Here is a 24,240-nt window from a genome sequence, read left to right as displayed (position 1 = left end):
TACCGCTGCGGTACCGGTGCTGGTGTCTTCCTGGTGCCGGCCCGGGGCCGGCCTCGTGCTCGGGGTCCGGCGGGTCAGCCCTTCACCGCGCCGTTGGTCAGGCCGGCGACGATCCGCCGCTGGAACAGCAGCGCCAGCAGCACCACCGGGATGGTGACGATGACGGCCGCGGCGGAGATGGCCCCCGTCGGCTGCTCGAAGTAGGAGGCGCCGGTGAAGGACGACAGGGCCGCCGGCACCGGCCGGGCGGCGTCGGTGGACGTGAGCGAGATGCCGAAGACGAAGTCGTTCCAGGCGATGAAGAACGCGATGATCGCGGTGGTGAACACCCCCGGCGCGGCCAGCGGCACGATGACCTTGCGGAACGCCTGCCAGCTGGTGGCGCCGTCGACCTGCGCGGCCTGCTCCATGTCCCACGGGATCTGCCGGAAGAACGCCGACATGGTCCAGATGGAGATCGGCAGGGTCAGCGCCAGGTAGGGGATGATGAGCCCCAGCCAGGTGTCGTACAGGCCCACCTGCCGCCAGAGGTTGAACAGCGGCGTGACCATCGTGATGACGGGGAACACCGCGACCGCCAGGGCGCTGGTCAGGACCACGCGCTTGCCGGGGAAGTCCAGGCGGGCGATGGCGTAGGCGGCGAACATCGACAGCACCACCGCCACGAAGGTGGCGATGAGGCAGATGGCGAAGGAGTTGCGCAGGGCCGGCAGGAACAGCTCGGCCGCGTTGCCGGTGAAGATGGTCTGGTAGTTCTCCCACGACGCGGACGTCGGCAGGAACTGCCGGTTGTTGATGTCGCTGGAGGACTTGAAGCTGAGCGAGACGATCCAGGCGACCGGGACCAGCGCGTACAGGCAGATCAGCGCGCCGCCGATGTACCACAGGACGCGCTCCCTGGTGGACAGGGCACCCATCAGGACTCCCCCCTGGCCCGGGCCAGGTCGACCCCGAACCCCTTGATGGCGACGAAGCAGATGGCGATGACGCACAGGAACAGCAGCACCGACAGGGCGGACCCGAGACCGATCTCCAGGCGCCCGATGGTCTGCGAGTAGGCGAGGAAGGAGACGGTCTGCGTCCCGGCGGCGCCGTTGGTCATGATGAACACGTTGTCGAAGATGCGGAAGGCGTCGAGGGCGCGGAAGAGCAGCGCCACCATGATCGAGGCCTTCATGTTCGGGATGATGACCCGGAACAGGCGCTCCTTGAAGGTGGCGCCGTCCACCCGGGCGGCCTCCAGCATGTCCTCGGAAACCTGCGCCAGGCCCGCCAGCAGCAGCAGGGCGATGAACGGCGTCGTCTTCCAGATCTCCGAGAGGCAGATGACCAGGAGCGCGCTCCAGGTGTTGGCGAACCAGTCGAAGTTGTCCGGCACGAAGGGCAGGGTGTTGATGAAGCCGGCCGTCAGGTCGAAGGCGAACTGCCACGCGAAGGCGGAGACCACCGTGATGATCGCGTACGGGATGAGGATGGCGGTGCGCAGCACGGGCCGCAGGAGCCCCAGGACCCGGTGCATCACGAACGCGAAGACGAAGCCGATGACCAGTTCCACGGCCACCGTGACGACCGTGATGAGGGCGGTCACGCCGAGCGCCTGCCACCACAGCGGGTCGCCGAGGATGACGCCGTAGTTGCCCAGGCCGGTGAACTCGCGCTCGTCGGGGGCCGTCAGGCGGTAGCGGAACAGCGAGTCGTACAGGGCCTGGACGATGGGGTAGCCGGTGACGAGCACCAGGACGGCGAAGGCCGGACCGGCGAGCATCCAGCCCAGCCGCGCCTCCGCCCGGGCCCGGTCGCTGCGCCGGCGCCTGCGGGTGCTGATCCCCTCGTCCGCGGCGACGGCCGCGCCGGCCGGTGTGGCGGTCGTGCTCACAGCAACCTCTCCCCTCGGAGCACCTGCTGGATGAACTCGGCGGACTCCTCCGGCGTCGTGGCCGGGTCGACCGCGGAGGCCGGCTGCCAGGTCTGCTGGATGCCGCCGCTGACCTCGTTGTAGTAGGGCGTCTTGGGTCGCGGGGCGGCGGCCTCGAGGGAGTCGCGGATGAGGCCGGCCATGGGGAACGCCTCGACGACCTCCGGGTCGTCGTAGACCTCCTGCGCCGCGGCCGGGTTGCCGTCGGAGAGCATGTACTGCTTCTGCTTCTCCGGCTCGGCGATGCAGGTGGCCGCCTCCAGGGCCTCCTCCGGGTGCTCGGTGAAGGCGCCGATGCCCAGCGAGATGCCGCCGACCGGCGGCGCGCTGCCCTGCCCGTCGGCCACGGCCGGGTACTGCGCCCAGCCGTAGTCGTCCAGGACGGACTGCTCCAGGGTGCCGCCCTCGACGGCGGTCTGGGCGCGGGCGTAGACGAAGGGCCAGTTGACCATGAAGGCCGCCCGGCCCTGCTCGAACAGGTCCGCGGTGGCGGCCTCGTCGCGGTTGTCGATGCCGGGTCCCAGGACCCCCGCCTCGTCCATCGCCTGCACCACCTCCGCCGCCGCGCGGCCGGCCTCGGAGTCCAGCGTCACCTCCAGCTCGTCGGCGGGCGCCTCCGGGTCCTCCAGGACCGCGCCGCCGGCGGACTCCACCAGGGCGTTGACCCACACGGTCATGGACTCCGCCCGCGTGCCCTGCACGCCGATGGCGGTGTCCTGCGACGCCGCGGCGTCGATCAGCTGCTGCCAGGTGACCGGCTGCTCGGTGTCCAGGCCGGCGGCCTCGGCCGCGGACCTCTTGAACCACAGCAGCTGGGTGTTCGCCCAGAACGGCACCGCGACGAGCTCGTCCTCCCAGGTGGAGCTCTGCACCGCCCCCTCGACGATCCCCTCGGTGAGCTGCTCCTGCGCCTCGGGCGGGATCGGCGCCAGGTACCCGGCGTTGGCGAACTCCGGCACGTACACGGGGTCCAGGCTCATCAGGTCGATGGAGGAGTCGTTCGCGGCCAGGCGCCGCACGAGCTGCTCGCGCTGGGCCGGCGCCTGCGTCGGCAGGATCGCCGTGTCGATGACGTAGCGACCGCCCGAGGCGTCGCTGCACTGCTGCGCGATGAGCTGCTGCCCACCGGCGTCGGGGTTGATGTACCAGGTGAGGATCGGGGTGCCCTCCGTGCCGGCCGACGAGCCGCAGGCCGTCAGCGCTCCCGCCGCCAGGGCGGCCGCACCCGCACCGCTCAGCGCCGCTCTCCACGTCCGTCTCACGAGACCTCCTCGCCGCACCGTCGCGTCAGGTGGCACAGGCCTACACCGGTCGCGGTGGCGGCGCACGCGGAGATCGCGCCCGTGACGGGGATCGTGGCGGGACCGTGATCCAGCGCCCCCCGGCCGGGGGCCGCCGCCGCGAGCGGCGCGCCCTTGGCAGGATGGCGCCATGGCCACCGACGACCAGCGCAGCGACCGGATCGCCGACGAGCGGGAGTACCGCGTCGAGCACGACACGATGGGCGAGGTCCGCGTCCCCGCCGCCGCCAAGTACCGCGCCCAGACCCAGCGGGCGGTGGAGAACTTCCCGCTGTCCGGCACCCCGCTGGAGCGCGCCCACATCGAGGCCCTGGCGCGCGTGAAGAAGGCCGCCGCCCTGGCCAACGCCGAGCTGGGCGTCCTGGAGCAGGACGTCGCCCGCGCCGTGGCCGAGGCCGCCGAGGAGGTCGCCACCGGCCGCTGGGACGCGGAGTTCCCGGTGGACGTCTTCCAGACCGGCTCGGGCACCTCCTCCAACATGAACGCCAACGAGGTCATCGCGACGCTGGCCGCCGAGCGGCTGGGCCGCCCGGTCCACCCCAACGACGTCGTCAACGCCTCGCAGTCGTCCAACGACGTCTTCCCCACCTCGGTGCACGTGGCGGCCACCTCGGCCGTCGTCAACGACCTCGTGCCGGCGCTGGAGCACCTCGAGGCGTCGCTGCGGCGCAAGGCGGAGGAGTTCGCCGGCGTCGTCAAGAGCGGGCGCACCCACCTCATGGACGCCACGCCCGTCACGCTGGGCCAGGAGTTCGCCGGCTACGCCGCGCAGGTGCGCCGCGGGGTGCAGCGCGTGCGGGCCACCGTCGAGCGGGTGGCCGAGGTCCCCCTGGGCGGCACGGCCGTGGGCACCGGCATCAACACCCCGCCCGGTTTCCCGCAGCGCGTCATCGAGCTGCTGGCCGCCGACACGGGCCTACCGCTGACCGAGGCCGAGGACCACTTCGAGGCGCAGGGCGCCCGCGACGCCCTCGTCGAGCTGTCCGGGGCGCTGCGCACGGTGGCGGTCAGCCTCACGAAGGTGTGCAACGACCTGCGCTGGATGGGCTCGGGCCCGCGCACCGGCCTGGCGGAGCTGCGCCTGCCCGACCTGCAGCCCGGCTCCTCGATCATGCCGGGCAAGGTCAACCCGGTGGTGCCGGAGGCCGTGCTCATGGTCTGCGCGCAGGTCGTCGGCAACGACGCGACCGTGGCGTGGGCCGGGGCCAGCGGCTCCTTCGAGCTCAACGTGCAGATCCCCGTGATGGCCCGCGGTGTGCTGGAGTCCACCCGCCTGCTGGGCAACGCCTCCCGCCTGCTGGCCGACCGCACGGTCGACGGCCTGGAGGCCGACGTCGAGCGCTGCCGCCGCTACGCGGAGAGCTCCCCCTCGATCGTCACCCCGCTCAACCGGGTCATCGGCTACGAGGCGGCCGCGAAGGTCGCCAAGCACGCCGTGGCGCAGGGCTGCACGGTGCGCGAGGCCGTCGTGGCGCTGGGCTTCGTCGAGCGCGGCGAGGTGAGCGAGGAGCAGCTCGACGCCGCGCTGGACGTCATGAGCATGACCTCGCCCCGCACCTCCTAGGGACCGGCCCCGGACGCGCCGAGGGCGCCGGCCCCCTCTCGGGGACCGGCGCCCTCGGCGCGCGGTGCGGTGCGGGTCAGCGCGAGTAGTACTCGACGACCAGCTGCTCGTCGCAGGTGACGGGGATCTGCTCACGCACGGGCAGGGCCTGCACGCGGGCGGTGAGGTCCTGGCGGGCCACGTCGAGCCAGCCGGGGATCTCGTTGTCGCTCCAGCCGCCCTCGGCCGCGACGATGAACGGGGTCTTCGTCTTGGAGGCCGCCTTCACCTCGATGACCTGGCCGGGCAGGAGGCGGTAGGACGGGCGGTCCACCTTGCGGCCGTCGACGGTCAGGTGACCGTGCACGACCATCTGGCGGGCCTGGTAGATGGTGCGGGCGAACCCGGAGCGCCACACGACGGCGTCGAGGCGGGTCTCCAGCAGCTGGACGAGGTTGTGGCCCGTCTTGCCCGGCTTGCGCTTGGCCAGGTCGTAGGCGCGGCGCAGCTGCGTCTCGCTCACGTCGTACTGGTAGCGCAGGCGCTGCTTCTCCTTCAGCTGCGTCGCGTAGTCCGACGCCTTCTTCTGCTTGCGGCCGTGCATGCCCGGCGGGTACGGCCGGCGGTCCATGTAGCGGGCGGCCTTCGGCGTGAGGGCCACCCCGAGCGCGCGGCTGATGCGCACCTTGGGTCGGGCGTTGTTCATCCGTCCTCCTGATCGTAAGGTGAGCCTGACCTCAGTCGAGCGGGAGCTCGGCGCGGTGACGACACCGCGAGGCCAGGACGATCGCGCTCCGGAGGAGAAGACGACGTGACCGGGTGGACCACGACGCCGGACTGCGGTCCGGAGCGCACCGACCCCAACTCTAGGGCCTCCGGGCAGGTGCCCCGGACGCGGGACGTGCGCGGCACCCCCTCCCCCGGCGCGACGTCGCCCGCGCAGTGGGCGCGCACCCTGGCCCGCGGCACCGTCGCCGGCCTGCTGCACCTGCCCCGGCCCGCGCACGAGCACGGGCACGCGCACGGGCACCCCGGGGAGGACGCGCGCGACGGTCAGCTGCGCGGCGGGGCGGCGGCGCACGAGCGGCGCACCGACCCCTTCCGGGTGCAGCACCTGACCGACGACCGCGGCGGGCTGCTGCTGCTCGTGGAGGACGCCTCGCCGCTGCACGAGCGGCTGCTGTCCCTGGACGGCACCGGGGCCGGGCGCGGCACGGCGGCCGTCCTCGACGTCCTGGACGTGCCCCCGGGGCAGGCGGCGCTGCCGCGCGCCCGGCTCGGCGTCACCGGCTGGGTGGAGGGCGTGCCCGTGGCCGAGCAGCGCCGGCTGGCGCAGCGCGCGGCGGCCGCGCGGCCGCTGGGGAGCCTCCTCGACGTCGGCTCCACGCGCAGCCTGTGGCGCCTGGAGGTCGCCGACGTGCGGGTCACCACGGACAGCGGGGTGCACCTGGTCGGCGACGAGGCGTTCACCACGGCGACGCCGGACCCGCTGTACGAGGACGAGGACCACCTCGTCACCCACCTGGAGGTCGCGCACCGCGACGCCCTCGTCGGGTGGGTGCTGGGCGCGCTGCCGCCGGAGGAGGCGCGGCGGGTGCGCGAGGTCGCGGTCGTGGGCCTGGACCGCTACGGCCTGGACGTGCTGTGCACCGTGGGCTCGGCCACGACGCGGCTGCGCGCGGCCTTCGAGGAGCCGCTGGGCGACCCCTCCCAGCTGGCGGGGGCGCTGTGCGGGGCGTTCGGCTGCCCCTGCGGCGGGCGTCGGGGCTGAACGCGCGGGGGCGCCCCGCCGCGGCGGGGCGCCCCGCGGGACGTGGGGACGGACGGGCCGTCAGTACCAGTCGACGGCCTGCGAGTGCGACCAGGCGCTGCACGGGGTGCCGTACCGGTTCGCGATGTACTCCAGGCCCCACGTGATCTGGGTGACGGGGTTGGTCTCCCAGTCCGGGCCGGCCGCGGCCATCTTCGAGCCGGGCAGCGACTGCGGGATGCCGTAGGCGCTGGAGGTGGGGTTGTCCGCGTCCCAGCGCCAGTCGCTCTCCTTGGTCCACAGCGACTCCAGGCAGGAGAACTGCTCGGCGCTCCAGCCGCGGTCGGCGACCATGACGCGGGCGACGCCCTTCGGGTCGCGCTGGGCGTTGCGGGTGGCCTCGGCCTCCGCCGCGCGGCGGGCCTCCTCGGCCAGGCGGGCGGCCTCGGCGGCGCGCGCCTCCTCCTCCAGCCGGCGCTGCTCGGCGACGCGCTCGTCCGCGGCGGCGCGCACCTCGCGCTCGCTGAACCAGCCCTGCGCGGCGTCGGTGCGGAAGTCGGCCAGCGCGGCCCGCACGAGGTGGTCGGGCACGGCCGTCTCGGCGGCCTCCGCGTCGCCGGTGGGGGCGAACGAGGCCCCGGCCAGGCCGAGGGCCGTGGCGCCGAGGACGGCGGGAGCGGCCCAGCGCGCCCAGCGGCGGCGGAGCAGGGGCTCGCGGGCGGCGGCGCCGTCGGCGGGGCGGGTGGAGCGGGTGCTGCGGGGCAAACCGGGCCTTCCCTCGGTCGCCCGGCCCACGCCCGGTCGATCACGTCCTCCCCGCGCGGGCACGCGGCTCCGCCGTGGCGGTGCGCTCGTGGGGCCCGGTCGGCGGCCGCGGCGCCCGCTCGGGGCGGGGCGCCGGGTCGTCGTGCGCTGCCGGCCGCCCCCCGTCGGGGGGACGTGCACCGGCCTCGCGGGGTGCTGTCGGGAGACGACGGTGCCCCGGCCGCCGCCCGGAAGGCAAGCCGCGGACCCGCAGATCATCACGGTGAGGTCACATGACGGCCACGATCCGTCGACTTTCGTGACGCATCTCACGCGGGTGTGCGGGTCGGAGGAGGTTTGACGCGACCGGGCGGCCGGAGGTTCCCCGGTGCCCGCCGCGACCTCCTCGGGCGCGGCGGGCACCGGACAGGACCAGCGGCCGGACTCAGGCCCCGGGGCCGTCCAGCAGCTCGGTGACGAGCGCCGCGACCGGCGAGCGCTCCGAGCGGGTCAGCGTCACGTGCCCGAACAGCGGATGCCCCTTCAGCGCCTCCACGACGGCCGCCACCCCGTCGTGCCGGCCCACCCGCAGGTTGTCGCGCTGGGCCACGTCGTGCGTCAGGACCACCTTCGAGCCCTGCCCGATGCGCGAGAGGACCGTCAGCAGGACGTTGCGCTCCAGCGACTGCGCCTCGTCCACCACGACGAAGGAGTCGTGCAGCGAGCGGCCGCGGATGTGCGTCAGCGGCAGCACCTCGAGCATCCCGCGGTCGGCGACCTCCTCCAGCACCGCCGGCGCGACCAGCGCCTCCAGGGTGTCGAAGACCGCCTGCCCCCAGGGGCCCATCTTCTCGGCCTCGGTGCCGGGCAGGTACCCGAGGTCCTGCCCGCCCACCGCGTACAGCGGCCGGAAGACGACGACCTTGCGCTGCTCGCGGCGCTCGACGACCGACTCCAGCCCCGCCGCCAGCGCCAGCGCCGACTTGCCCGTGCCGGCCCGCCCGCCCAGCGACACGATGCTCACCGCCGGGTCCAGCAGCAGGTCCAGCGCGATGCGCTGCTCGGCCGAGCGCCCGTGCACCCCGAAGGCGTCGCGGTCGCCCTTGACCAGCCGCAGCGCCTTGTCGGCGCCGACGCGGGCCAGCGCGTGCCCGCGCGGGGAGGACAGCACGACCCCGGTGTTGCAGGGCAGCTCGCGGCCCTCGGGGTGCTCCAGGCGCCCCGACTCGTACAGCGCGCCGACCTCCTCGGCGCTCGCGACGAGCTCCGTCACGCCCGTCCAGCCGGAGTCGGCGACCAGCTCGGCGCGGTACTCGTCGGCGCTCAGGCCCACCGCGGAGGCCTTCACCCGCAGCGGCACGTCCTTGCTGACGACCGTGACGTCGAGCCCCTCGTCGGCCAGGTTGCGCGCCACCGCGAGGATCCGGGTGTCGCCCGCCGTGGCCAGCGGGCCGGTGCGCAGCGCGGACGGCAGCGAGGACGCGTCGGAGTGGTTCAGCTCCACCCGCAGCGTGCCGCCCTGCTCGCCCACCGGCACCGGCCGGTCGAGGCGGCCGTGCTGCACCCGCAGGTCGTCCAGGCGCCGCAGCGCCTCGCGGGCGAAGTAGCCCAGCTCCGGGTGGTGGCGCTTGCCCTCCAGCTCGCTGACGACCACGAGCGGCAGGACGACGTCGTGCTCGGCGAAGCGCGCCAGCGCCCCGGGATCGGCCAGGAGGACGGAGGTGTCGAGGACGAAGGTCCGGCGCGTCCCGGTCGGGTCGCCGGTCGCGGGGGTGGGGGTGTGGACCACGGACGTCTCCCGTCTCGGGAGCCCCGCGCCGACCGCGCGGGGGCTCCCCTCAGCGGCGGACGGGACGCGACGTGCGGGGGGCACGCGGTCCGGCCCCCCTGCTGCGCTGGACAGCTCGCACGGCGACCTCCCGGGCGGGGAGCGAGCGCCCCCCGTCACCACCGACGCTAGCCGCCGCACCCGCCCGCGGCGGGACGAACACGCGGGGCGGGCGCCCGGGAGGGTGAACATCGCAGCACCTGCCGGTGAGCGGCGGGGGGCCGGCGCCCGACCGGCCGGCGGTGCGCGGTGCGCGGTGCGCCTACGCGCCGAAGCGGCGCTCGCGGGCGGCGTAGGCGCGCAGCGCCCGCAGGAAGTCCACCTTGCGGAAGTCCGGCCACAGGACCTCGCAGAAGTAGAACTCCGAGTGCGCGGTCTGCCACAGCAGGAAACCCGACAGCCGCTGCTCGCCCGAGGTCCGGATGACGAGGTCGGGGTCGGGCTGGCCCTTGGTGTACAGGTGGGCCGCGATGTGCTCGACGTCGAGCACCTCCGCCAGCTCCTCCAGCGTCGTGCCCTTCGCGGCGTGCTCGCGCAGCAGCGAGCGCACCGCGTCGGCGATCTCGCGGCGGCCGCCGTAGCCGATGGCGACGTTGACGACGCCGGTGCTCACCCCGGCCGTGCGCTCGGCCAGCTCGCGCAGCCGCCCGGCGGTCGCCTCCGGCAGCAGGTCCAGGGCGCCCACCGGGTGCACGCGCCAGTGCTGCGTGGCGGCCACGCGGGCGACGGCGTCCTCGACGATGTCGATGAGGGGGGCCAGCTCGGCGGCCGGGCGGGCCAGGTTGTCGGTGCTCAGCAGGTAGAGGGTGACGACCTCGATGCCCTCGTCGGCGCACCAGCCCATGACCTCGATGAGCTTGTCCGCGCCGGCGCGGTGGCCGTGCGCCGTGGAGGCGCCGAACGCCTTGGCCCACCGGCGGTTGCCGTCGACGATGATGCCCACGTGCCGGGGCAGGGCCGTCTGGTCCAGCGACCGCTCGAGCCGCCGCCCGTACGCGCCGTAGAGCAGATCGCGGAGGGCCATCGGCGCTCACGGTACAACCGCCGATCGCTGCCCCGGCGCACCGTCGCGGCGCACCTGCACGGGGTCTCCCCCGGACCCGCGCACGAGGGCCCGCGCGCGGCGCCCCGTCCCCCGTCCGGGGGGCCTCCGGTGGCCGCGCGGGCCAGAACCTACGGTTGCGTAACGTAGGCTCGCGGGATGACGCACGAACCCGTCGCGGACGCCGTCCGGGGCCTCGGCGACCGCCTCGAGGCCGCGGTCAAGCCCCGCCTGCGGGGCTGGCTGCACGCCGGCACGTTCCCCGCCGCGCTCGTCGCCGGGGCGGTCCTCGTCGCGCTGGCGCCCACGGCCGCGACGCGCGCGGCCGCCGCCGTCTTCGCCGTCACCGCGGCCCTGCTGTTCGGCACCAGCGCCCTGTACCACCGCGGCAGCTGGACCCCCCGCGCGAGCGCCGTCCTGCGGCGGCTGGACCACAGCAACATCTTCCTCATCATCGCCGGCACCTACACGCCGCTGGCGGTGGCCACGCTCGAGGCGGACCGGGCCCGGACCCTGCTGGTGCTGGTGTGGGCCGGGGCGCTGGCCGGGGTGGCCTTCCGGGTGCTCTGGGTCGGCGCCCCGCGCTGGCTGTACACGCCCGTCTACGTGGCCCTGGGCTGGGTGGCCGTGGGCTACCTGGGCGACTTCGCCCGCGGCGGCGGCACCGCCGTCGCCGTCCTCGTCGTCGTCGGCGGCCTGCTCTACACCCTCGGCGCCCTCGCGTACGCCACCAAGCGCCCCGACCCCAGCCCGCGCTGGTTCGGCTTCCACGAGGTCTTCCACGCCTTCACCGTGGTCGCCTTCGCCGCGCACTACGCGGCCATCGCCCTGGCGACCGTCCGGCACGGCGCCTGACCCCGCGCCCGGCCCGCCCCGGTGAGCGGGCGGTGCGGCAGGCTGCGCCCGTGACCGCCGCACCCGACGTCCCCGCCGCCCGCCCGGCCCCCCGCACGCCCCCGCGCCGCTTCGCCGTGCTCGGCACGGGCCACTGGGCCCGCACCTGCCACGGCGCGGCGCTGGCCGCGCACCCGGACGTCGAGCTCGTCGGGTTCTGGGGCCGCGACGCGGGGCGGGCGCGCGAGGCGGCGGCGTCGCTGGGCGGGGCGGGCGGGGCGGTGCGCGGCACCGACGACCTCGACGCCCTGCTGGCCGACGTGGACGCCGTGACGCTGGCCCTGCCGCCGCACGTGCAGGCCGCCGTCGCGGTGCGCGCCGCCCGGGCCGGCCGGCACCTGCTGCTGGACAAGCCGCTGGCGCTGGACGTCGCGGCCGCCGACGAGGTCGTCGCCGCCGCGCGGGCGGCGGGCGTGGCGTCGGTGTCGTACATGACGTACCTGTTCCAGCCGGAGGTGACGGACTGGCTGGCGCGGCTGGCCGCCCTGGCGGCCGAGCACGGACCGTGGGAGGGGGCGCTGGCCCGCTGGGCCGGGACGATCGACGTGCCCGGCAACCCCTACGCCGCCTCGGCGTGGCGCCGCGAGCGCGGCGGGCTGTGGGACACCGGCCCGCACGCCCTGTCGGTGCTGCTGCCGCTGCTCGGGCCCGTGGCGCGCGTCGGCGGCGGGCGCGGGGTGCGCGACGCCGTCGTCGTCGCCTGCGAGCACGCCTCCGGCGCGGCGAGCGCGCTGTCGCTGACCCTCACCGCGCCCGCGGGCGCCGGCGGCTCCTCCGCGACCGTGTGGGGGCCCGGCGGCCGGCACGACCTGCCGCGCTTCACCGGCACGCCGCAGGAGGGGTTCGCGCGCGCCGTGGACGCCCTGCGCGCGAGCGCCGCCGAGGAGCGGGCGCACCCGCTGGACGTGACCTGGGCGCGGGACGTGGTGGCCGTCCTGGCCGCCGCCGAGGAGCACCTGGCGCGCCCGGCCGCCGGGCGCACGACCGCCGTCGCCGGGAGCGCCGGCCGCTGAGGACGCTCAGGGGCGCGGAGCGTCCCCCGGCCCGTCGTGCGCGTCGGGGCCCGGCTCCTCGCCGCGGGCCGCGGCGCGCGCACGCTCCTCGCGGGCGCGCTCCTCGGCCTCCACGCGCGCCCGCTGGTTGACCCGCTGCACGCGCCGGGCCATGCCCCGGCCGATGAGGTAGACCGCCAGCGCCAGCACGAACAGCGACGCGAAGCCCCACAGGCCCGGGGTGACGAGGTCCGGGTCGAGGGTGGCCGCCGGGTCGCTCGGCGACGGCGAGGGCGAGGCCGCGACCAGCGCGGCCAGTCCGGCCAGTCCGGTCGCGCTCACGCGGGCACCTGCGCCCGCAGCCCGGCGAACAGGTCGTCCTCGGGCAGCTCGGTCGGCACGTGCGAGAGCGCCAGGTGGTAGTCCTCCGTCGGCCACAGCTCCTGCTGCAGCTCCAGCGGCACGCCGAAGAAGAAGCCGTCGGGGTCGATCTGCGTGGCGTGCGCCAGCAGCGCCCGGTCGCGCACGGGGAAGTACTCGGCGCACTCCACCCGGGTGGTGATCTCCAGCTCGGTGCGCGGCGGGCCGTCGCTGGCCTCGATGCGCGCGATCCACTCCTCGTACGGGGACTCCAGCCCGCGCGCCAGCAGCGCCTCGTGGAACGTGCGGATCCGGGCGACCGAGAAGCCCGCGTGGTAGTAGAGCTTCGACGTGCGCCACGCCGGGCCCGCGGCCGGGAAACGGTCGGGGTCGGCGGCCGCGTCGAACGCCTCGCGCGAGACGCGGTGGCACATGACGTGGTCCGGGTGCGGGTACCCGCCGGACTCGTCGTAGGTGGTCATCACGTGCGGGCGGAACTCGCGCACCACGTGGGTGAGGGCGTCCACCGTGAACTCCAGCGGCTCCAGCGCGAAGCAGCCCGCCGGCAGCGGCGGCAGCGGGTCGCCCTCCGGCAGGCCCGAGTCGACGTAGCCCAGCCAGCGGTGCTGCACGCCCAGGACCCGGGCCGCCTCGGCCATCTCGCGGCGGCGGTACTCGGCCATGTCGCGCAGCATCCGCGGGTCGCCCTGCAGGCGGGGGTTGAGCACGTCGCCGCGCTCACCGCCCGTGCAGGAGACGACGAGCACCTCCACGCCCTCGGCCGCGTACCGCGCCGTCGAGGCGGCGCCCTTGCTGGACTCGTCGTCCGGGTGGGCGTGCACGGCCATCAGCCGCAGGCTCTCCGCCACCGGTGCTCCCCTCTTCCTGGCTCGTCGCCGACGGGTGCGACGATCGGGGTACATCTTCACCGATGCCCCGCGGCGCGCCGCGCCGGGCGGGCGTGGACGGGGCGGGAGGGCGGGGTCGTGAGCGGCGAGGACGGGACCGGGCGGACCGGCGGCACGCGCGCGGGCACCGACGCGGACCTGCTGGCCGAGCGCTACGGCCGCCGCCGGCCGGGTGCCCGCCCCTGGTGGCGCCGTCCCCTGCCGCTGGCGGGCGCGGTCCTGGGGGCGCTCGCCCTGCTCGCCTGGATGGCGTGGGCGGCGGTGGTGCAGACGCGCGGGCCGGCGGCCACGGAGGTGGCCCACCGCGTCGTGGACGACTCCACCGCCGAGCTGCGCTTCGCCGTCACCCGCGACCCCGGCACCGCCGTGACCTGCGCCGTCAGCGCCGCCAACGACCGCAACACCGAGGTGGGCCTCGTCGAGGTCCAGGTGCCGCCGGGCGGCGGGCGCACCGTCGAGCTGACCACGACGGTGCGCACCGTCGAGCGCGCCGTGACGGTCGGCGTGGAGTCGTGCGTGGCCGCGGACTGAGCCGTCCCCTCCTCCGCGCGTCCCGGCCGTCAGGTGGAGACCGGCCGCGGATGCGGCTACCGTGGGTCGTTCCGAGTCGCTCGCTCCCGCTGCCGCGGGGCCGGGCGACTCCGCTTTTCACCCGGCGGCACCCGCGGTGCCGCCCGTTCGTCCAGCACCTGTGTGCACCACGGACCGCTCACCACCCGGGTGAGCCGGGCCACGAGGTTTCGAGGAGTCATCGTGAGCGAGACGACCACCGGCAGCGGCACCTGGCTGACCCAGGACGCCTTCGACCGGCTCAAGGCCGAGTACGACCACCTGTCCGGTGAGGGCCGCACCGAGCTCGCCCGCCGCATCGAGCAGGCCCGCGAGGAGGGCGACCTCAAGGAGAACGCGGGCTACCACGCCGCCAAGGAGGAGCAGGGCAAGCAGGAGCTGCGCATCCGCCAGCTGCGCCACCTGCTCGAGACGGCGCAGGTCGGCGAGGCCGCCCCCGCCGCCGGCGGCGAGGTCGTCCTCGGCTCCGTCGTGACCGTCGAGCTGGCCGGCGAGGAGGTGCGCTTCCTGCTGGGCAGCCGCGAGGTCGGTGACGGCGCCGGCCTGGACGTCTACAGCGAGAGGTCCCCGCTGGGTGCGGCCGTCATCGGCCGCAAGCCCGGCGACGAGGTCGCCTACACCGCGCCCAACGGCCGCAGCGTGCCCGTCAAGGTGCTCTCCGTCGAGCCGTTCACCGGCTGACCCCGCGGCCCGTCCGGCCGCGCCCGGCTCCACCGGGCGCGGGCGGGCGCCGCCGGACGTAGGTTGCCCCGGTGACGACCAGCGCGAGCCTCCCGCTGCCCCTCGACGCTCCCGACGACCTCCCCCGCACCCTCGGCGCGCTGCGCGCCTCCGGCCACGAGCACGTCGCCGTGAAGGAGGAGCTGCGGCGCAACCTGCTGGCGCGCATGCGCGCCGGCGAGGACCGCTTCCCCGGCGTCGTCGGCTACGAGGACACCGTGGCCCCCGAGCTGGAGCGCGCCCTGCTCGCCGGGCACGACGTCGTGCTGCTCGGCGAGCGCGGCCAGGGCAAGACGCGCCTGCTGCGCTCCCTGGTCGGCCTGCTCGACGAGTGGACGCCCGTCATCGCCGGCAGCGAGCTCAACGAGCACCCGTACGCCCCGCTGACCCCCGCCTCGCGGCGGCGGGTCCTGGCTGAGGGCGACGACCTGCCGGTGGAGTGGCTGCACCGCTCGCTGCGCTACGGCGAGAAGCTCGCCACCCCCGACACCTCCGTCGGCGACCTCATCGGCGACGTGGACCCCGTCAAGGTCGCCGAGGGCCGCGCGCTGGGCGACCCGGAGACCATCCACTTCGGGCTGGTCCCGCGCACCAACCGCGGGGTCTTCGCCGTCAACGAGCTGCCGGACCTGGCCGAGCGCATCCAGGTGGCGCTGCTGAACGTCCTGGAGGAGCGCGACATCCAGGTCCGCGGGTACCAGCTGCGCCTGCCGCTGGACCTGCTGCTGGTGGCCAGCGCCAACCCGGAGGACTACACCAACCGCGGGCGGATCATCTCCCCGCTGAAGGACCGCTTCGGGGCGGAGGTGCGCACCCACTACCCGCTGGAGGTCGACCTGGAGGTCGACCTGGTGCGGCAGGAGGCGGACACCGTCGCCGAGGTGCCCGAGCACCTGCTGGAGGTCGTCGCCCGCTTCACCCGGGCGGTGCGCGAGTCGCCGGCCGTCGACCCCGCCTCCGGGGTCTCGGCCCGCTTCTCCATCGCGGCGGCCGAGACGGTCGCGGCGGCGGCGCTGCGCCGGCACGCGCTGTCCGGGGAGCAGCACGACCCGGTCGCGCGGGTGGGCGACCTGCACACCGTCGTCACGGTGCTGGGCGGCAAGGTGGAGTTCGAGCAGGGCGAGGAGGGCCGCGAGGTGGAGGTGCTGGAGCACCTGCTGCGCACGGCCGTCGCCGAGACGTACCGCGCCCGCCTGGGCGGGGCGGAGCTGTCCGGGTTCGCCGAGCTCGTCACCGAGGGGCGCACCATCGAGACCGGCGACCTGGTGCCCGCCGAGGAGCTGCTGCGCCAGGTCGGCACCGTCCCCGGCCTGGGGCGCGTCCTGGACCGCCTGGGCCTGGGCGACGACCCGTCGCCGGGCCGCGCGGCGTCCGGGGTGGAGTTCGTGCTGGAGGCGCTGCACCTGACCCGCCGGCTGGACAAGGTGACGCTGGAGGACGGGCGGACCGTCTACGGCAGCTGACGCCGGTCCTCCGCGGGCTCGCCGCGCCAGCGCGGGGAGCGGTCGTCGAGCGCGCGCACGAGCCGTGCGCAGCGGGTCAGCAGGTCCACCCGCCCCTCCCCCGCGCCGTCCACGTCCTGCGGACCGGTCACGCCGTCAGCTCACCCGGGCGCGGACGGCGGCGGCGACCTCCCGCAGGTCCTCGTCGGTGCGCGCGGGCGCGCCGGCGGCCGTGGCGCCGGGGTCCAGCGGCAGGTCCAGCCAGCTGAAGCAGCCGACCTGCTCGGGCCGGCGCGGCAGGTGCAGCGGCTCCAGCAGCGGCGCGGACCGCACCACCAGCGCGGTCAGCAGGTGCCGCGGGCGGAAGTCCACGCGGCTGCGGCGCACCGAGTCCGTCGTCCACACGTGCAGGTCCGCCAGCTCCCCGACCCGCTCCGGACGGGTCACCGGCACCACCTCGACGACCTCCAGGAGCGCGCGCACGACCACGGCGTCGTCGGCCACGTCCGCCGCACCGCGCGCGAGCAGGTCGTGGTGCTCGGGGCGCACCGCCTCGGCGTGGCTGTGCGCGACGGTCGGGAAGAGCAGGAAGCGGTCCGCGCCGACGGCGAACCGCTTCTCGCCGACGCCGCCCTTGCGCAGCAGCAGCGCCTGGCGGCCCTCCAGCAGGGCGTGCGCGACGGCACCCCACTCCTTCAGCGCGGGCACGGTCGCGACGGAGGTGGTGGCGGCGGGGGTGGTGGACGTCGTCACGCGGTCAGCATGACCGGTCGGCGGCGCGGCCCACCACCCCCGCGGCGCGCGGGCGGGGTCAGTCGTTCTGGGGGAAGCCGAGGTTCAGGCCGCCGTGGGAGGGGTCCAGCCAGCGCTCGGTGACGACCTTGCCGCGGGTGAAGAAGTGCACGCCCTCGGTGCCGTGGGCGTGGGTGTCGCCGAACAGGGACTGCTTCCAGCCGCCGAAGGAGTAGTAGGCCACCGGCACCGGGACCGGGACGTTGACGCCGATCATGCCGACCTGCACCTCGTTGCGGAACTTGCGGGCCGCGCCGCCGTCGTTGGTGAAGATGGCCACGCCGTTGCCGTACCGGTTGGCGTTGATGAGGTCCAGGCCCTCGTCGTAGCCGGACACGCGCAGCACCGACAGGACGGGCCCGAAGATCTCCTCGGTGTAGATCGACATGCCGGTGCCGACCTTGTCGAACAGGGTGGGGCCCAGCCAGAACCCGTCGGCGGCGGCCTGGTCGTCCTGCGCGTCGGGCACGACCTGGCGGCCGTCGATGACCAGCTCGGCGCCCTCGGCGACGCCGGCGTCGACGTAGCCGGCGACCTTGTCGCGGTGCGCGCCGGTGACCAGCGGGCCCATGTCGGCGCCCTTGCGCCCGTCGCCGGTGCGCAGGGTCGCGACCCGCTCGGAGATCTTGGCGATGAGCTCGTCGGCGATCGAGTCGACGGCGACCAGGGCCGAGACGGCCATGCAGCGCTCGCCGGCGGAGCCGAAACCGGCGTTGACGGCGGCGTCGGCGGCCAGGTCCAGGTCGGCGTCGGGCAGCACGAGCATGTGGTTCTTGGCCCCGCCCAGGGCCTGCACGCGCTTGCCGTGCGCGGTGCCGGTCTCGTACACGTACTTCGCGATGGGGGTCGAGCCGACGAACGACACGGACGCCACGTCGGGGTGCCTCAGCAGGCCGTCGACGGCGACCTTGTCGCCGTGCAGGACGTTGAAGACGCCGTCGGGCAGGCCGGCGTCCTTCCACAGCTGGGCGATGAACAGCGCCGCGGAGGGGTCCTTCTCGCTGGGCTTGAGGACCACGGTGTTGCCGGCGGCGATGGCGAGGGGGAAGAACCACATCGGGACCATCGCGGGGAAGTTGAACGGGGAGATGATCGAGACCACGCCCAGCGGCTGGCGGATCGAGTAGACGTCGACCTTGGTCGAGGCGTTCTCGCTCATGCCGCCCTTGAGCAGGTGGTTGATGCCGCAGGCCAGCTCCACGACCTCCTGCCCGCGGCTGACCTCTCCCAGCGCGTCGGAGACGACCTTGCCGTGCTCGGCGGTGATGATCTCGGCCAGTTCGCCCTTGCGGGCGTTCAGCAGCTCGCGGAAGGCGAACAGGACGGCGGTGCGCCGGGCCAGGGAGGTGTCGCGCCAGGAGGGGAAGGCCGCCTTCGCGGCGGCCACCGCGTCCTGGACGTCCTGCTGCTCGGCCAGCGCGACCTGCTTGGTCACCTTCCCGGTGGCCGGGTCGTACACGTCACCGCGCCGCTGGCCGGCACCGCTCGTGGGCGCACCGGCGATCCAGTGCGCCACGACGGGCAGGTCGGCCGTGCCAGCGGCGGCGGTGGAGCTGGCGGTGGTGGTGGTCAACGGAGCCTCCTCGGGCGTCTTCGGCGCGGGCGCGGGGCGGGCGGGCCGCCCGGCCGCCGGGCGCGCCCATCATGCCACCGCCCGACCCCACTTTGTCCAGACAAACTGTCATCAGATCCAGGCGTCCTCCTCGTCCGGTGCGCGCCGAGCCGTGGCGCCCCGCCCGCGGCGGACGTAGCGTCGCGGCGTGGCCGAGGCAGGAGGACGCAGGCGCCGGCTGGAGCGCTACCGCTACGGCGAGTGGTCCGGGGGCGCCGACCCGCTGGCCCCGCCGTACGACGTGCGCGGGGCGCTGGACCAGGTGGGGCGCGAGGTGCTGCGCGGCGGGTCGCTGCGCGAGGCCCTGCGCGACCTCCTGCACCGCGGGCCCGACGGCGGCTCCGGCCTGGACCAGCTGCGGGCGCGCGCCGCCCGGCTGCGCCGCGAGGCCGCCCGCCGCGGCGACCTCGACGGCGCCCTGACCCGGGCCCGCGCCCAGCTCGACCAGGCCCTGGCCGCCGAGCGCGAGGAGCTGGCCGGGCGCGAGGGCGACGACGCCCGCTTCGCCGAGACGCGGCTGGACGCCCTGCCCCGCTCCACCGCGCAGGCCGTGCGCGAGCTGGAGGACTACGACTGGGCCAGCGACCGGGCCCGCGAGGCCTACCGGCAGCTGCTCGACGGGCTGCGCGGCGACGTCGTCGACCAGCAGTTCCGCGGCATGAAGCAGGCCCTGCAGGGAGGCGGCGCCGGCGAGGCGGCGCAGGCGCTGAAGGACATGCTGGCCGACCTCAACGACCTGCTGGGCGAGAAGGCCCGCGGCGAGGACACCGAGGAGGACTTCCAGCGGTTCCTCGACCGCCACCGCGACGCCCTCGGCCCCGACGCCGAGGACGTGCGCGACCTCGACGACCTCGTCGACACCCTGGCCCGGCGCGCGGCGGCGGCCTCGCGGCTGATGCGCTCGCTGTCGCCGCAGCAGCGCGAGGAGCTGCAGCAGCTCGTCGACGCCGCCTTCGGCGACGACGTCGACCTGCAGGCGCAGATGGCGCAGCTGTCGGACAACCTGCGCGCGCTGCGCCCCGACCTGGACTTCAGCCGCGGCGAGCGGGTCCGCGGCGCGCAGGGCGCCGAACCGCTCGGCTACGGGGAGGCCGCCGACGCGCTGCAGGACCTGTCCGAGCTGGACGACCTCGTCGACGCCCTCGGCCAGGACAACCCCGGCGCCACCCTGGACGACGTGGACGTCGACGCGCTGGAGCGCCAGCTGGGCCGCGGCGCCGCCGACGACCTGCAGCGCCTGCGCGAGCTGGAGCGCGAGCTGCAGCGCCAGGGCTGGCTGTCCCGATCGCCGGACGGGCTCGTCCTGTCCCCCAAGGCGCTGCGCCGGCTCGGCCAGACCGCCCTGCGCGAGGTGCTGCAGCGGGTGGACACCGGCGGCCGCGGCGACCACGAGAACCGCGACGCGGGTGCCGGCGGCGAGCCCACGGGCGCCACGCGGCGCTGGGCGTTCGGGGACGAGCAGCCGCTGGACGTCGTGCGCACCGTCTCCAACGCGGTGCGCCGCACCGCCTCCACGGGTCCCGGGCCGGTGCGCCTGTCGTGGGAGGACTTCGAGGTCGTCGAGACGGAGCGGCGCGCCTCGGCGGCCGTCGCGCTGTGCGTGGACCTGTCGTTCTCCATGGCGGCCGAGGGCCGCTGGGGGCCGATGAAGGAGACGGCGCTGGCGCTGTCGCACCTCATCGCCACGAAGTTCCCCGGCGACGCCCTGCAGGTCGTCGGCTTCGGCCTGCACGCGCAGCCGATGACGCTGGGCGAGCTGGCGCAGGTGGAACCGGACTTCGTGCAGGGCACGAACCTGCAGCACGCGCTGAGCATCGCCCGCCGCCACCTGCGCCGGCACCCCGACGCCGAGCCCGTGGTCCTCGTCATCACCGACGGCGAGCCCACCGCCCACCTCGACGACTCCGGCGGGACGCCGGAGGCCGTGTTCCAGTGGCCCCCCACTCCCGCCACGATCCGCGCCACCGTCGCCGAGGTGGACCGGCTGACGCGGTTCGGGGCGACGATCAACCTGTTCATGCTGGGCGACGACCCCGGGCTGCGGCGGTTCGTCGACGCGGTCGCGCGCCGCAACGGCGGCCGGGTGCTGACCCCCAGCCCGGAGCGGCTGGGCCAGTTCGTCGTCGACGACTACCTGCGCTCGCGGACGGCGGGCGCGCGGGGCGGGGGCGGGCGGCGCGCGTCCTGACCGCCCCCGCACCCGCACCGCTGGTCAGGCGAAGGCGGCCCGGACCACGTCGAGCACGGCGCCCATCGCCGCGAGCGCCCCGGCCTCGTCGGCGGCCACGGCCGTGGGCAGCGCCGTGACCGCCACCTGCACGGCGCGCCCGTCCTCGGTGGCGCCGCCGCGCGTCTCGAACCCGGGGATGTCCCCGCCGTGCCCCCACAGCAGCGCGCCGTCCGGCAGCGGCGAGCTGGACAGCCCCAGGCCGTAGCGGGTGCCCGGCCACGGGTCCTCGGGCGAGGGCACGGTGGCGCGCAGCTGCTCCAGCTGCGCCGGCGGCAGCAGGTCCCCGCGCAGGAGCGCCAGGGTGAAGGTGTTCAGCTCGGCCGGGGTGGTGACGAGGGCGCCCGCGGCCCAGCCCCAGGACGGGTCCAAGGACGTCATGTCCTGCCACGGCAGCGCGGAGGAGTCGCGGTGGTGGGCGCGCGGGTGCGGGCCGCGGTAGCCCTGCTCGCCGGGGTGCGGGAAGAACGTCGCGCGCAGGCCGAGGGGCTCGGCGATCCGGGCGCGCACGAGCTCGGCCAGCGGCAGGCCCGCGACGCGCTGGGCGATCAGCCCGGCGACGACGTAGCCGGTGTTGCTGTACTCCCAGCGCTCGCCCGGGACGGCCGTGGCGGGCACGTCGCGCACCAGGTCCAGCAGCTCGCGGGGCTCGTAGTAGCGGTCGCGCAGGAGCGTCCAGTCGGTCGTGCCGAAGTGGGCGGTGTAGTTGGGCACGCCCCCGGTGTGCTGGAGCACCTGGCGGACGGTCACCGCGCGCCCGTCGCCGCCGGGGCCGCGCAGCACCCCCGGCAGGTGCTCCTCGACGGGCCCGTCGAGGTCCAGGCGGCCCTCGGCGGCCAGCTGCAGCAGGAGGACGGCCACGAACGTCTTGGTGTTGCTGCCGGCGCGCACCCGCCCGTCGGCGGGCACGGGGCCGACACGGGTCGCGGTCAGGTCGCGGGTGCGGCCGTCGGCGTCGCGCACGGCGGCCAGCGCGGAGGGGAAGCCGACCTCGTGCACGAGGTGGTCCAGGTGCTCCTGCAGGGGGTGGGGGCGGCGGCGCCGGGCCGCGGGCGTCGCGGGGGTGGCGTGCGCGGCGCTCGCGGCACCACCGGTCAGCAGCGCACCGCCGAGAGCGCCGAGCACGGCGCGGCGGGACGCGGGGGCGGTGGTGGTGACGGTCACGGGGGCCTCCGGGGCTCGGTGGGTTCTCACGAGCTCCAGCCGACCACCGCGCACGGCCGCGTCCCAGGGTGCTGCCCCGCGTCCTCGCGGTGGGGCCTGCCCCACCCCCGGACCCCTCCCCCCCACCCCTCCTCCCGCCGTGTTCTTGCAGGGTCTCCCAGCAAGATCACGGTGGTGGGTGGGGTCGGCGCGGCACGACGGGCCGGTGGCGGGTGCGCAGGCCGGCGTCCGGAGCCCGCCCGCAGCACCCGGCCGCGGCGACGCGCCCGGCGGCGGGCGGAGAGCCGGGCGGCGAGCGGAGAGCCGGGCGGAGCGCCCGCCACCGGCCCCCACCCGACCACGCCCGAGAGGCGCTGCCCGTCAGCCCAGCGCGGAGGCCAGGTCGGCGATCAGGTCGTCGGCGTCCTCCAGCCCGACGGACAGCCGCACGAGGTCGTCGGGGACCTCCAGCAGCGAGCCGGCCACGGAGGCGTGGGTCATCTTCCCGGGGTGCTCGACGAGGGACTCCACGCCGCCCAGCGACTCGGCCAGGGTGAACAGCTCGGTCCCCTTGCACACGCTCAGCGCGTCCTCGACGCTCGCGGTTCGGAAGGAGATCATCCCGCCGAACCGGCGCATCTGCTTCGCGGCGACGTCGTGGTTGCGGAACTCCGGCAGCCCCGGGTACAGCACCTTCGTCACCCGCGGGTGCGACTGCAGGAACTCCACGACGCGCTCGGCGTTGTCGCAGTGCCGCTCCATCCGCACCGCGAGCGTCTTCAGCCCGCGCTGGACCAGCCAGGAGTCGAAGGCGCCGGGCACCGCGCCCATCGCGTTCTGGTGGAAGCCGATGCGGGCGGTGAGGGTGCCGCCGCGGCCGTCGTCGCCGTCGCGGACGACGACGACCCCGCCCACCACGTCGGAGTGGCCGCCGGCGTACTTGGTGGTGGAGTGCACGACGAGGTCGGCGCCCAGCAGCAGCGGGGTCTGCAGGTACGGGGAGGCGAAGGTGTTGTCCACCACCAGCAGCGCGCCGGCCTCGTGGGCGATCTCGGCGATGGCGGCGATGTCGCCGATCGTCAGCAGCGGGTTGGTGGGCGTCTCCAGCCACACCAGCCGGGTGCTGCCGGGGCGCACCGCCGCGCGCACCGCGTCCAGGTCGCCCAGGTCCACGGGGGTGTGCTCCACGCCCCACGGCTCGAAGACCTTCTTCACCAGCCGGTAGGTGCCGCCGTAGGCGTCGTCCGGGAAGACGACGTGGTCGCCCGGCAGGAGCAGGGCGCGCAGCACGGCGTCCTCGGCGGCCAGGCCGGAGGCGAACGCGTAGGCGTCGTCGCCCTGCTCCAGGGAGGCGAACTGCACCTCCAGGGAGGTGCGGGTGGGGTTGCCGGAGCGGGAGTACTCGTAGCCGGTGCCGAGGCCGGTGCGCATCCCGCCGACGCCGTCCTGCTTGTAGGTGGACGTCTGGTAGATCGGCGTCACCACGGCCCCGGTCGCCGGGTCGGCCTCCTGGCCGGCGTGCAGGGCGCGGGTGGAGAAGCCGGGCAGCTGGTTGGTCACGCCCGAGAGCCTAAGGGCGCGGGCGGGAAGGTCCGGGGCCCCGGCGCGGTTGCAGCGGGTACCCGCAGGGAGGAGACCCCGTGTCGATCGGCCGCATGTTCGGCAACCCGTACAAGACCCGCATGGTGACGCGCGAGGAGGCGCTGGCCGGGCGCAGCACCCGCCCGTTCCCGGTCCCCCGCGAGCACGCCGTCCTGGGCACCCCGCTGGAGGGGCCGTGGCCCGAGGGGACCGAGGTGATCTCGTTCGCCATGGGCTGCTTCTGGGGCGCGGAGCGCATCTTCTGGCAGCAGCCGGGCGTCGTCACCACGGCCGCCGGGTACCAGGGCGGGTTCACCGAGAACCCCACCTACGAGGAGTCGGTGACCGGGATGACCGGGCACGCCGAGACCGTCCTCGTGGCCTACGACCCCGCGCGGACCACCCCCGAGCAGCTGCTGAAGGTGTTCTGGGAGAACCACGACCCCACGCAGGGCTTCCGCCAGGGCAACGACCGCGGCACCGAGTACCGCTCGGCCGTGTACACGACGACCGCGGCGCAGGCCGAGGCCGCGCGCACCACGCGCGAGACCTTCCAGCGCGAGCTGACCGCGCACGGGCACGGCACGATCACCACGGAGGTCCGCTCCGCGGCCGACGCCGGCCCGTTCTGGTACGCCGAGGAGCACCACCAGCAGTACCTGCACAAGGTCCCCGGCGGGTACTGCAACCACGGCCCCAACGGGCTGACCTGCCAGATCGGCCTCGTGGCCGGCGGGGCGTGAGCACGACGGCGGCCCCTGCGGTGCTGCGGGCCGCCGGACGCGGGGTGGGGGGGGGGGGGGGGGGGGGGGGGGGGGGGGGGGGGGGGGGGGGGGGGGGGGGGGTGGGGGGGGGGGGGGGGGGGGGGGGCGGGGC

At 75.6% G+C, this 24,240-nt stretch carries 23 protein-coding genes; 9 read left to right on the top strand and 14 right to left on the bottom strand.

Annotation, left to right across the window (positions count from 1 at the left end; translation table 11 throughout):
• Nucleotides 1-74: 74 nt before the first annotated feature.
• From ACRYMY_RS08315 to ACRYMY_RS08305, 3 genes are read right to left on the bottom strand one after another with little or no spacing between them, the layout of a single operon-like run.
• Complete coding sequence (locus tag ACRYMY_RS08315; protein WP_432546797.1) at nt 75-917, bottom strand: carbohydrate ABC transporter permease; 843 nt, start codon at nt 915-917, stop codon at nt 75-77.
• A complete protein-coding gene (locus ACRYMY_RS08310) occupies nt 917-1,876 on the bottom strand; it encodes a carbohydrate ABC transporter permease (RefSeq protein WP_432546796.1) in 960 nt (319 codons plus the stop codon). Before ACRYMY_RS08310 ends, ACRYMY_RS08315 begins: the two co-directional genes overlap by 1 nt.
• Nucleotides 1,873-3,177 (bottom strand): extracellular solute-binding protein, encoded by a 1,305-nt coding sequence (locus ACRYMY_RS08305; protein WP_432546795.1) that lies wholly within the window; start codon nt 3,175-3,177, stop codon nt 1,873-1,875. Before ACRYMY_RS08305 ends, ACRYMY_RS08310 begins: the two co-directional genes overlap by 4 nt.
• A gap of 169 nt (nt 3,178-3,346) precedes the next feature.
• Between ACRYMY_RS08305 and ACRYMY_RS08300 the strand changes: the two genes are divergently transcribed.
• Nucleotides 3,347-4,780 (top strand): class II fumarate hydratase, encoded by a 1,434-nt coding sequence (locus ACRYMY_RS08300; RefSeq protein ID WP_432546794.1) that lies wholly within the window; start codon nt 3,347-3,349, stop codon nt 4,778-4,780.
• A 76-nt stretch (nt 4,781-4,856) separates the two neighbouring features.
• Here the strand turns inward: ACRYMY_RS08300 and rpsD are convergent, their stop codons facing one another.
• Nucleotides 4,857-5,465, bottom strand: coding sequence for a 30S ribosomal protein S4 (gene rpsD / locus ACRYMY_RS08295; protein WP_432546793.1), 609 nt, complete (start codon nt 5,463-5,465; stop codon nt 4,857-4,859).
• Nucleotides 5,466-5,570: 105 nt separating this feature from the next.
• On the opposite strand from rpsD, the gene ACRYMY_RS08290 reads away from it, so the two are divergent.
• Nucleotides 5,571-6,530, top strand: coding sequence for a DUF2470 domain-containing protein (locus tag ACRYMY_RS08290; protein ID WP_432546792.1), 960 nt, complete (start codon nt 5,571-5,573; stop codon nt 6,528-6,530).
• Nucleotides 6,531-6,590: 60 nt separating this feature from the next.
• Here the strand turns inward: ACRYMY_RS08290 and ACRYMY_RS08285 are convergent, their stop codons facing one another.
• The 3 genes from ACRYMY_RS08285 to ACRYMY_RS08275 form a co-directional block, all read right to left on the bottom strand.
• Nucleotides 6,591-7,274: an aggregation-promoting factor C-terminal-like domain-containing protein gene (locus ACRYMY_RS08285; RefSeq protein WP_432546791.1), complete on the bottom strand. Its 684-nt coding sequence runs from the start codon at nt 7,272-7,274 to the stop codon at nt 6,591-6,593.
• A 424-nt stretch (nt 7,275-7,698) separates the two neighbouring features.
• Nucleotides 7,699-9,042: a PhoH family protein gene (locus ACRYMY_RS08280; protein WP_432546790.1), complete on the bottom strand. Its 1,344-nt coding sequence runs from the start codon at nt 9,040-9,042 to the stop codon at nt 7,699-7,701.
• A gap of 301 nt (nt 9,043-9,343) precedes the next feature.
• Complete coding sequence (locus tag ACRYMY_RS08275) at nt 9,344-10,105, bottom strand: isoprenyl transferase (RefSeq protein WP_432546789.1); 762 nt, start codon at nt 10,103-10,105, stop codon at nt 9,344-9,346.
• Between the two features lie 177 nt (nt 10,106-10,282).
• On the opposite strand from ACRYMY_RS08275, the gene trhA reads away from it, so the two are divergent.
• Nucleotides 10,283-10,978 (top strand): PAQR family membrane homeostasis protein TrhA, encoded by a 696-nt coding sequence (gene trhA, locus ACRYMY_RS08270; protein ID WP_432546788.1) that lies wholly within the window; start codon nt 10,283-10,285, stop codon nt 10,976-10,978.
• A 50-nt stretch (nt 10,979-11,028) separates the two neighbouring features.
• Nucleotides 11,029-12,030, top strand: coding sequence for a Gfo/Idh/MocA family protein (locus ACRYMY_RS08265; protein WP_432546787.1), 1,002 nt, complete (start codon nt 11,029-11,031; stop codon nt 12,028-12,030).
• Between the two features lie 6 nt (nt 12,031-12,036).
• On the opposite strand, the gene ACRYMY_RS08260 is transcribed toward ACRYMY_RS08265, so the two are convergent.
• The gene (locus ACRYMY_RS08260) at nt 12,037-12,351 is read right to left on the bottom strand and encodes a hypothetical protein (protein WP_432546786.1); all 315 of its coding nucleotides are present in this window, start codon (nt 12,349-12,351) and stop codon (nt 12,037-12,039) included.
• Entirely contained in the window at nt 12,348-13,238 is an 891-nt protein-coding gene (mca, locus tag ACRYMY_RS08255; RefSeq protein ID WP_432546785.1) for a mycothiol conjugate amidase Mca, read from the bottom strand. Before mca ends, ACRYMY_RS08260 begins: the two co-directional genes overlap by 4 nt.
• Nucleotides 13,239-13,355: 117 nt before the next feature.
• On the opposite strand from mca, the gene ACRYMY_RS08250 reads away from it, so the two are divergent.
• From ACRYMY_RS08250 to ACRYMY_RS08240, 3 genes are all read left to right on the top strand, one after another.
• Nucleotides 13,356-13,808, top strand: a complete 453-nt coding sequence (locus tag ACRYMY_RS08250; protein ID WP_432546784.1) for a DUF4307 domain-containing protein — start codon at nt 13,356-13,358, stop codon at nt 13,806-13,808.
• Nucleotides 13,809-14,030: 222 nt separating this feature from the next.
• The gene (greA, locus tag ACRYMY_RS08245; RefSeq protein ID WP_432546783.1) at nt 14,031-14,528 is read left to right on the top strand and encodes a transcription elongation factor GreA; all 498 of its coding nucleotides are present in this window, start codon (nt 14,031-14,033) and stop codon (nt 14,526-14,528) included.
• A gap of 71 nt (nt 14,529-14,599) precedes the next feature.
• Nucleotides 14,600-16,030, top strand: a complete 1,431-nt coding sequence (locus ACRYMY_RS08240) for a magnesium chelatase (RefSeq protein ID WP_432546782.1) — start codon at nt 14,600-14,602, stop codon at nt 16,028-16,030.
• Here the strand turns inward: ACRYMY_RS08240 and ACRYMY_RS08235 are convergent.
• The 3 genes from ACRYMY_RS08235 to ACRYMY_RS08225 are packed head-to-tail and all read right to left on the bottom strand — an operon-like array spanning nt 16,018 to nt 18,374.
• Nucleotides 16,018-16,161 (bottom strand): hypothetical protein, encoded by a 144-nt coding sequence (locus ACRYMY_RS08235; protein WP_432546781.1) that lies wholly within the window; start codon nt 16,159-16,161, stop codon nt 16,018-16,020. The two genes, ACRYMY_RS08240 and ACRYMY_RS08235, sit on opposite strands and share 13 nt — an antisense overlap.
• Nucleotides 16,162-16,165: 4 nt before the next feature.
• A complete protein-coding gene (locus ACRYMY_RS08230; protein WP_432546780.1) occupies nt 16,166-16,762 on the bottom strand; it encodes a DUF1802 family protein in 597 nt (198 codons plus the stop codon).
• 58 nt (nt 16,763-16,820) lie between these two features.
• A complete protein-coding gene (locus ACRYMY_RS08225; RefSeq protein ID WP_432546779.1) occupies nt 16,821-18,374 on the bottom strand; it encodes a CoA-acylating methylmalonate-semialdehyde dehydrogenase in 1,554 nt (517 codons plus the stop codon).
• Between the two features lie 187 nt (nt 18,375-18,561).
• Here ACRYMY_RS08225 and ACRYMY_RS08220 point away from each other — a divergent pair, with 187 nt between their 5' ends.
• A complete protein-coding gene (locus ACRYMY_RS08220; RefSeq protein WP_432546778.1) occupies nt 18,562-20,601 on the top strand; it encodes a vWA domain-containing protein in 2,040 nt (679 codons plus the stop codon).
• Between the two features lie 24 nt (nt 20,602-20,625).
• Here ACRYMY_RS08220 and ACRYMY_RS08215 read toward each other — a convergent pair whose 3' ends face one another.
• Nucleotides 20,626-21,804: a serine hydrolase domain-containing protein gene (locus ACRYMY_RS08215; protein ID WP_432546777.1), complete on the bottom strand. Its 1,179-nt coding sequence runs from the start codon at nt 21,802-21,804 to the stop codon at nt 20,626-20,628.
• Nucleotides 21,805-22,164: 360 nt separating this feature from the next.
• Nucleotides 22,165-23,343 carry a cystathionine gamma-synthase gene (locus tag ACRYMY_RS08210; RefSeq protein WP_432546776.1) on the bottom strand — a complete coding sequence of 393 codons (1,179 nt, stop codon included), beginning with the start codon at nt 23,341-23,343 and terminating at the stop codon, nt 22,165-22,167.
• 95 nt (nt 23,344-23,438) lie between these two features.
• On the opposite strand from ACRYMY_RS08210, the gene msrA reads away from it, so the two are divergent.
• Nucleotides 23,439-24,107 (top strand): peptide-methionine (S)-S-oxide reductase MsrA, encoded by a 669-nt coding sequence (gene msrA, locus ACRYMY_RS08205; protein WP_432546840.1) that lies wholly within the window; start codon nt 23,439-23,441, stop codon nt 24,105-24,107.
• The last annotated feature ends 133 nt before the right edge of the window (nt 24,108-24,240 follow it).

The sequence above is a fragment of the Kineococcus haloalkalitolerans genome (assembly GCF_050871905.1).
GTDB lineage: Bacteria > Actinomycetota > Actinomycetes > Actinomycetales > Kineococcaceae > Kineococcus.
This window is presented reverse-complemented; position numbering and strand designations above follow the sequence as displayed.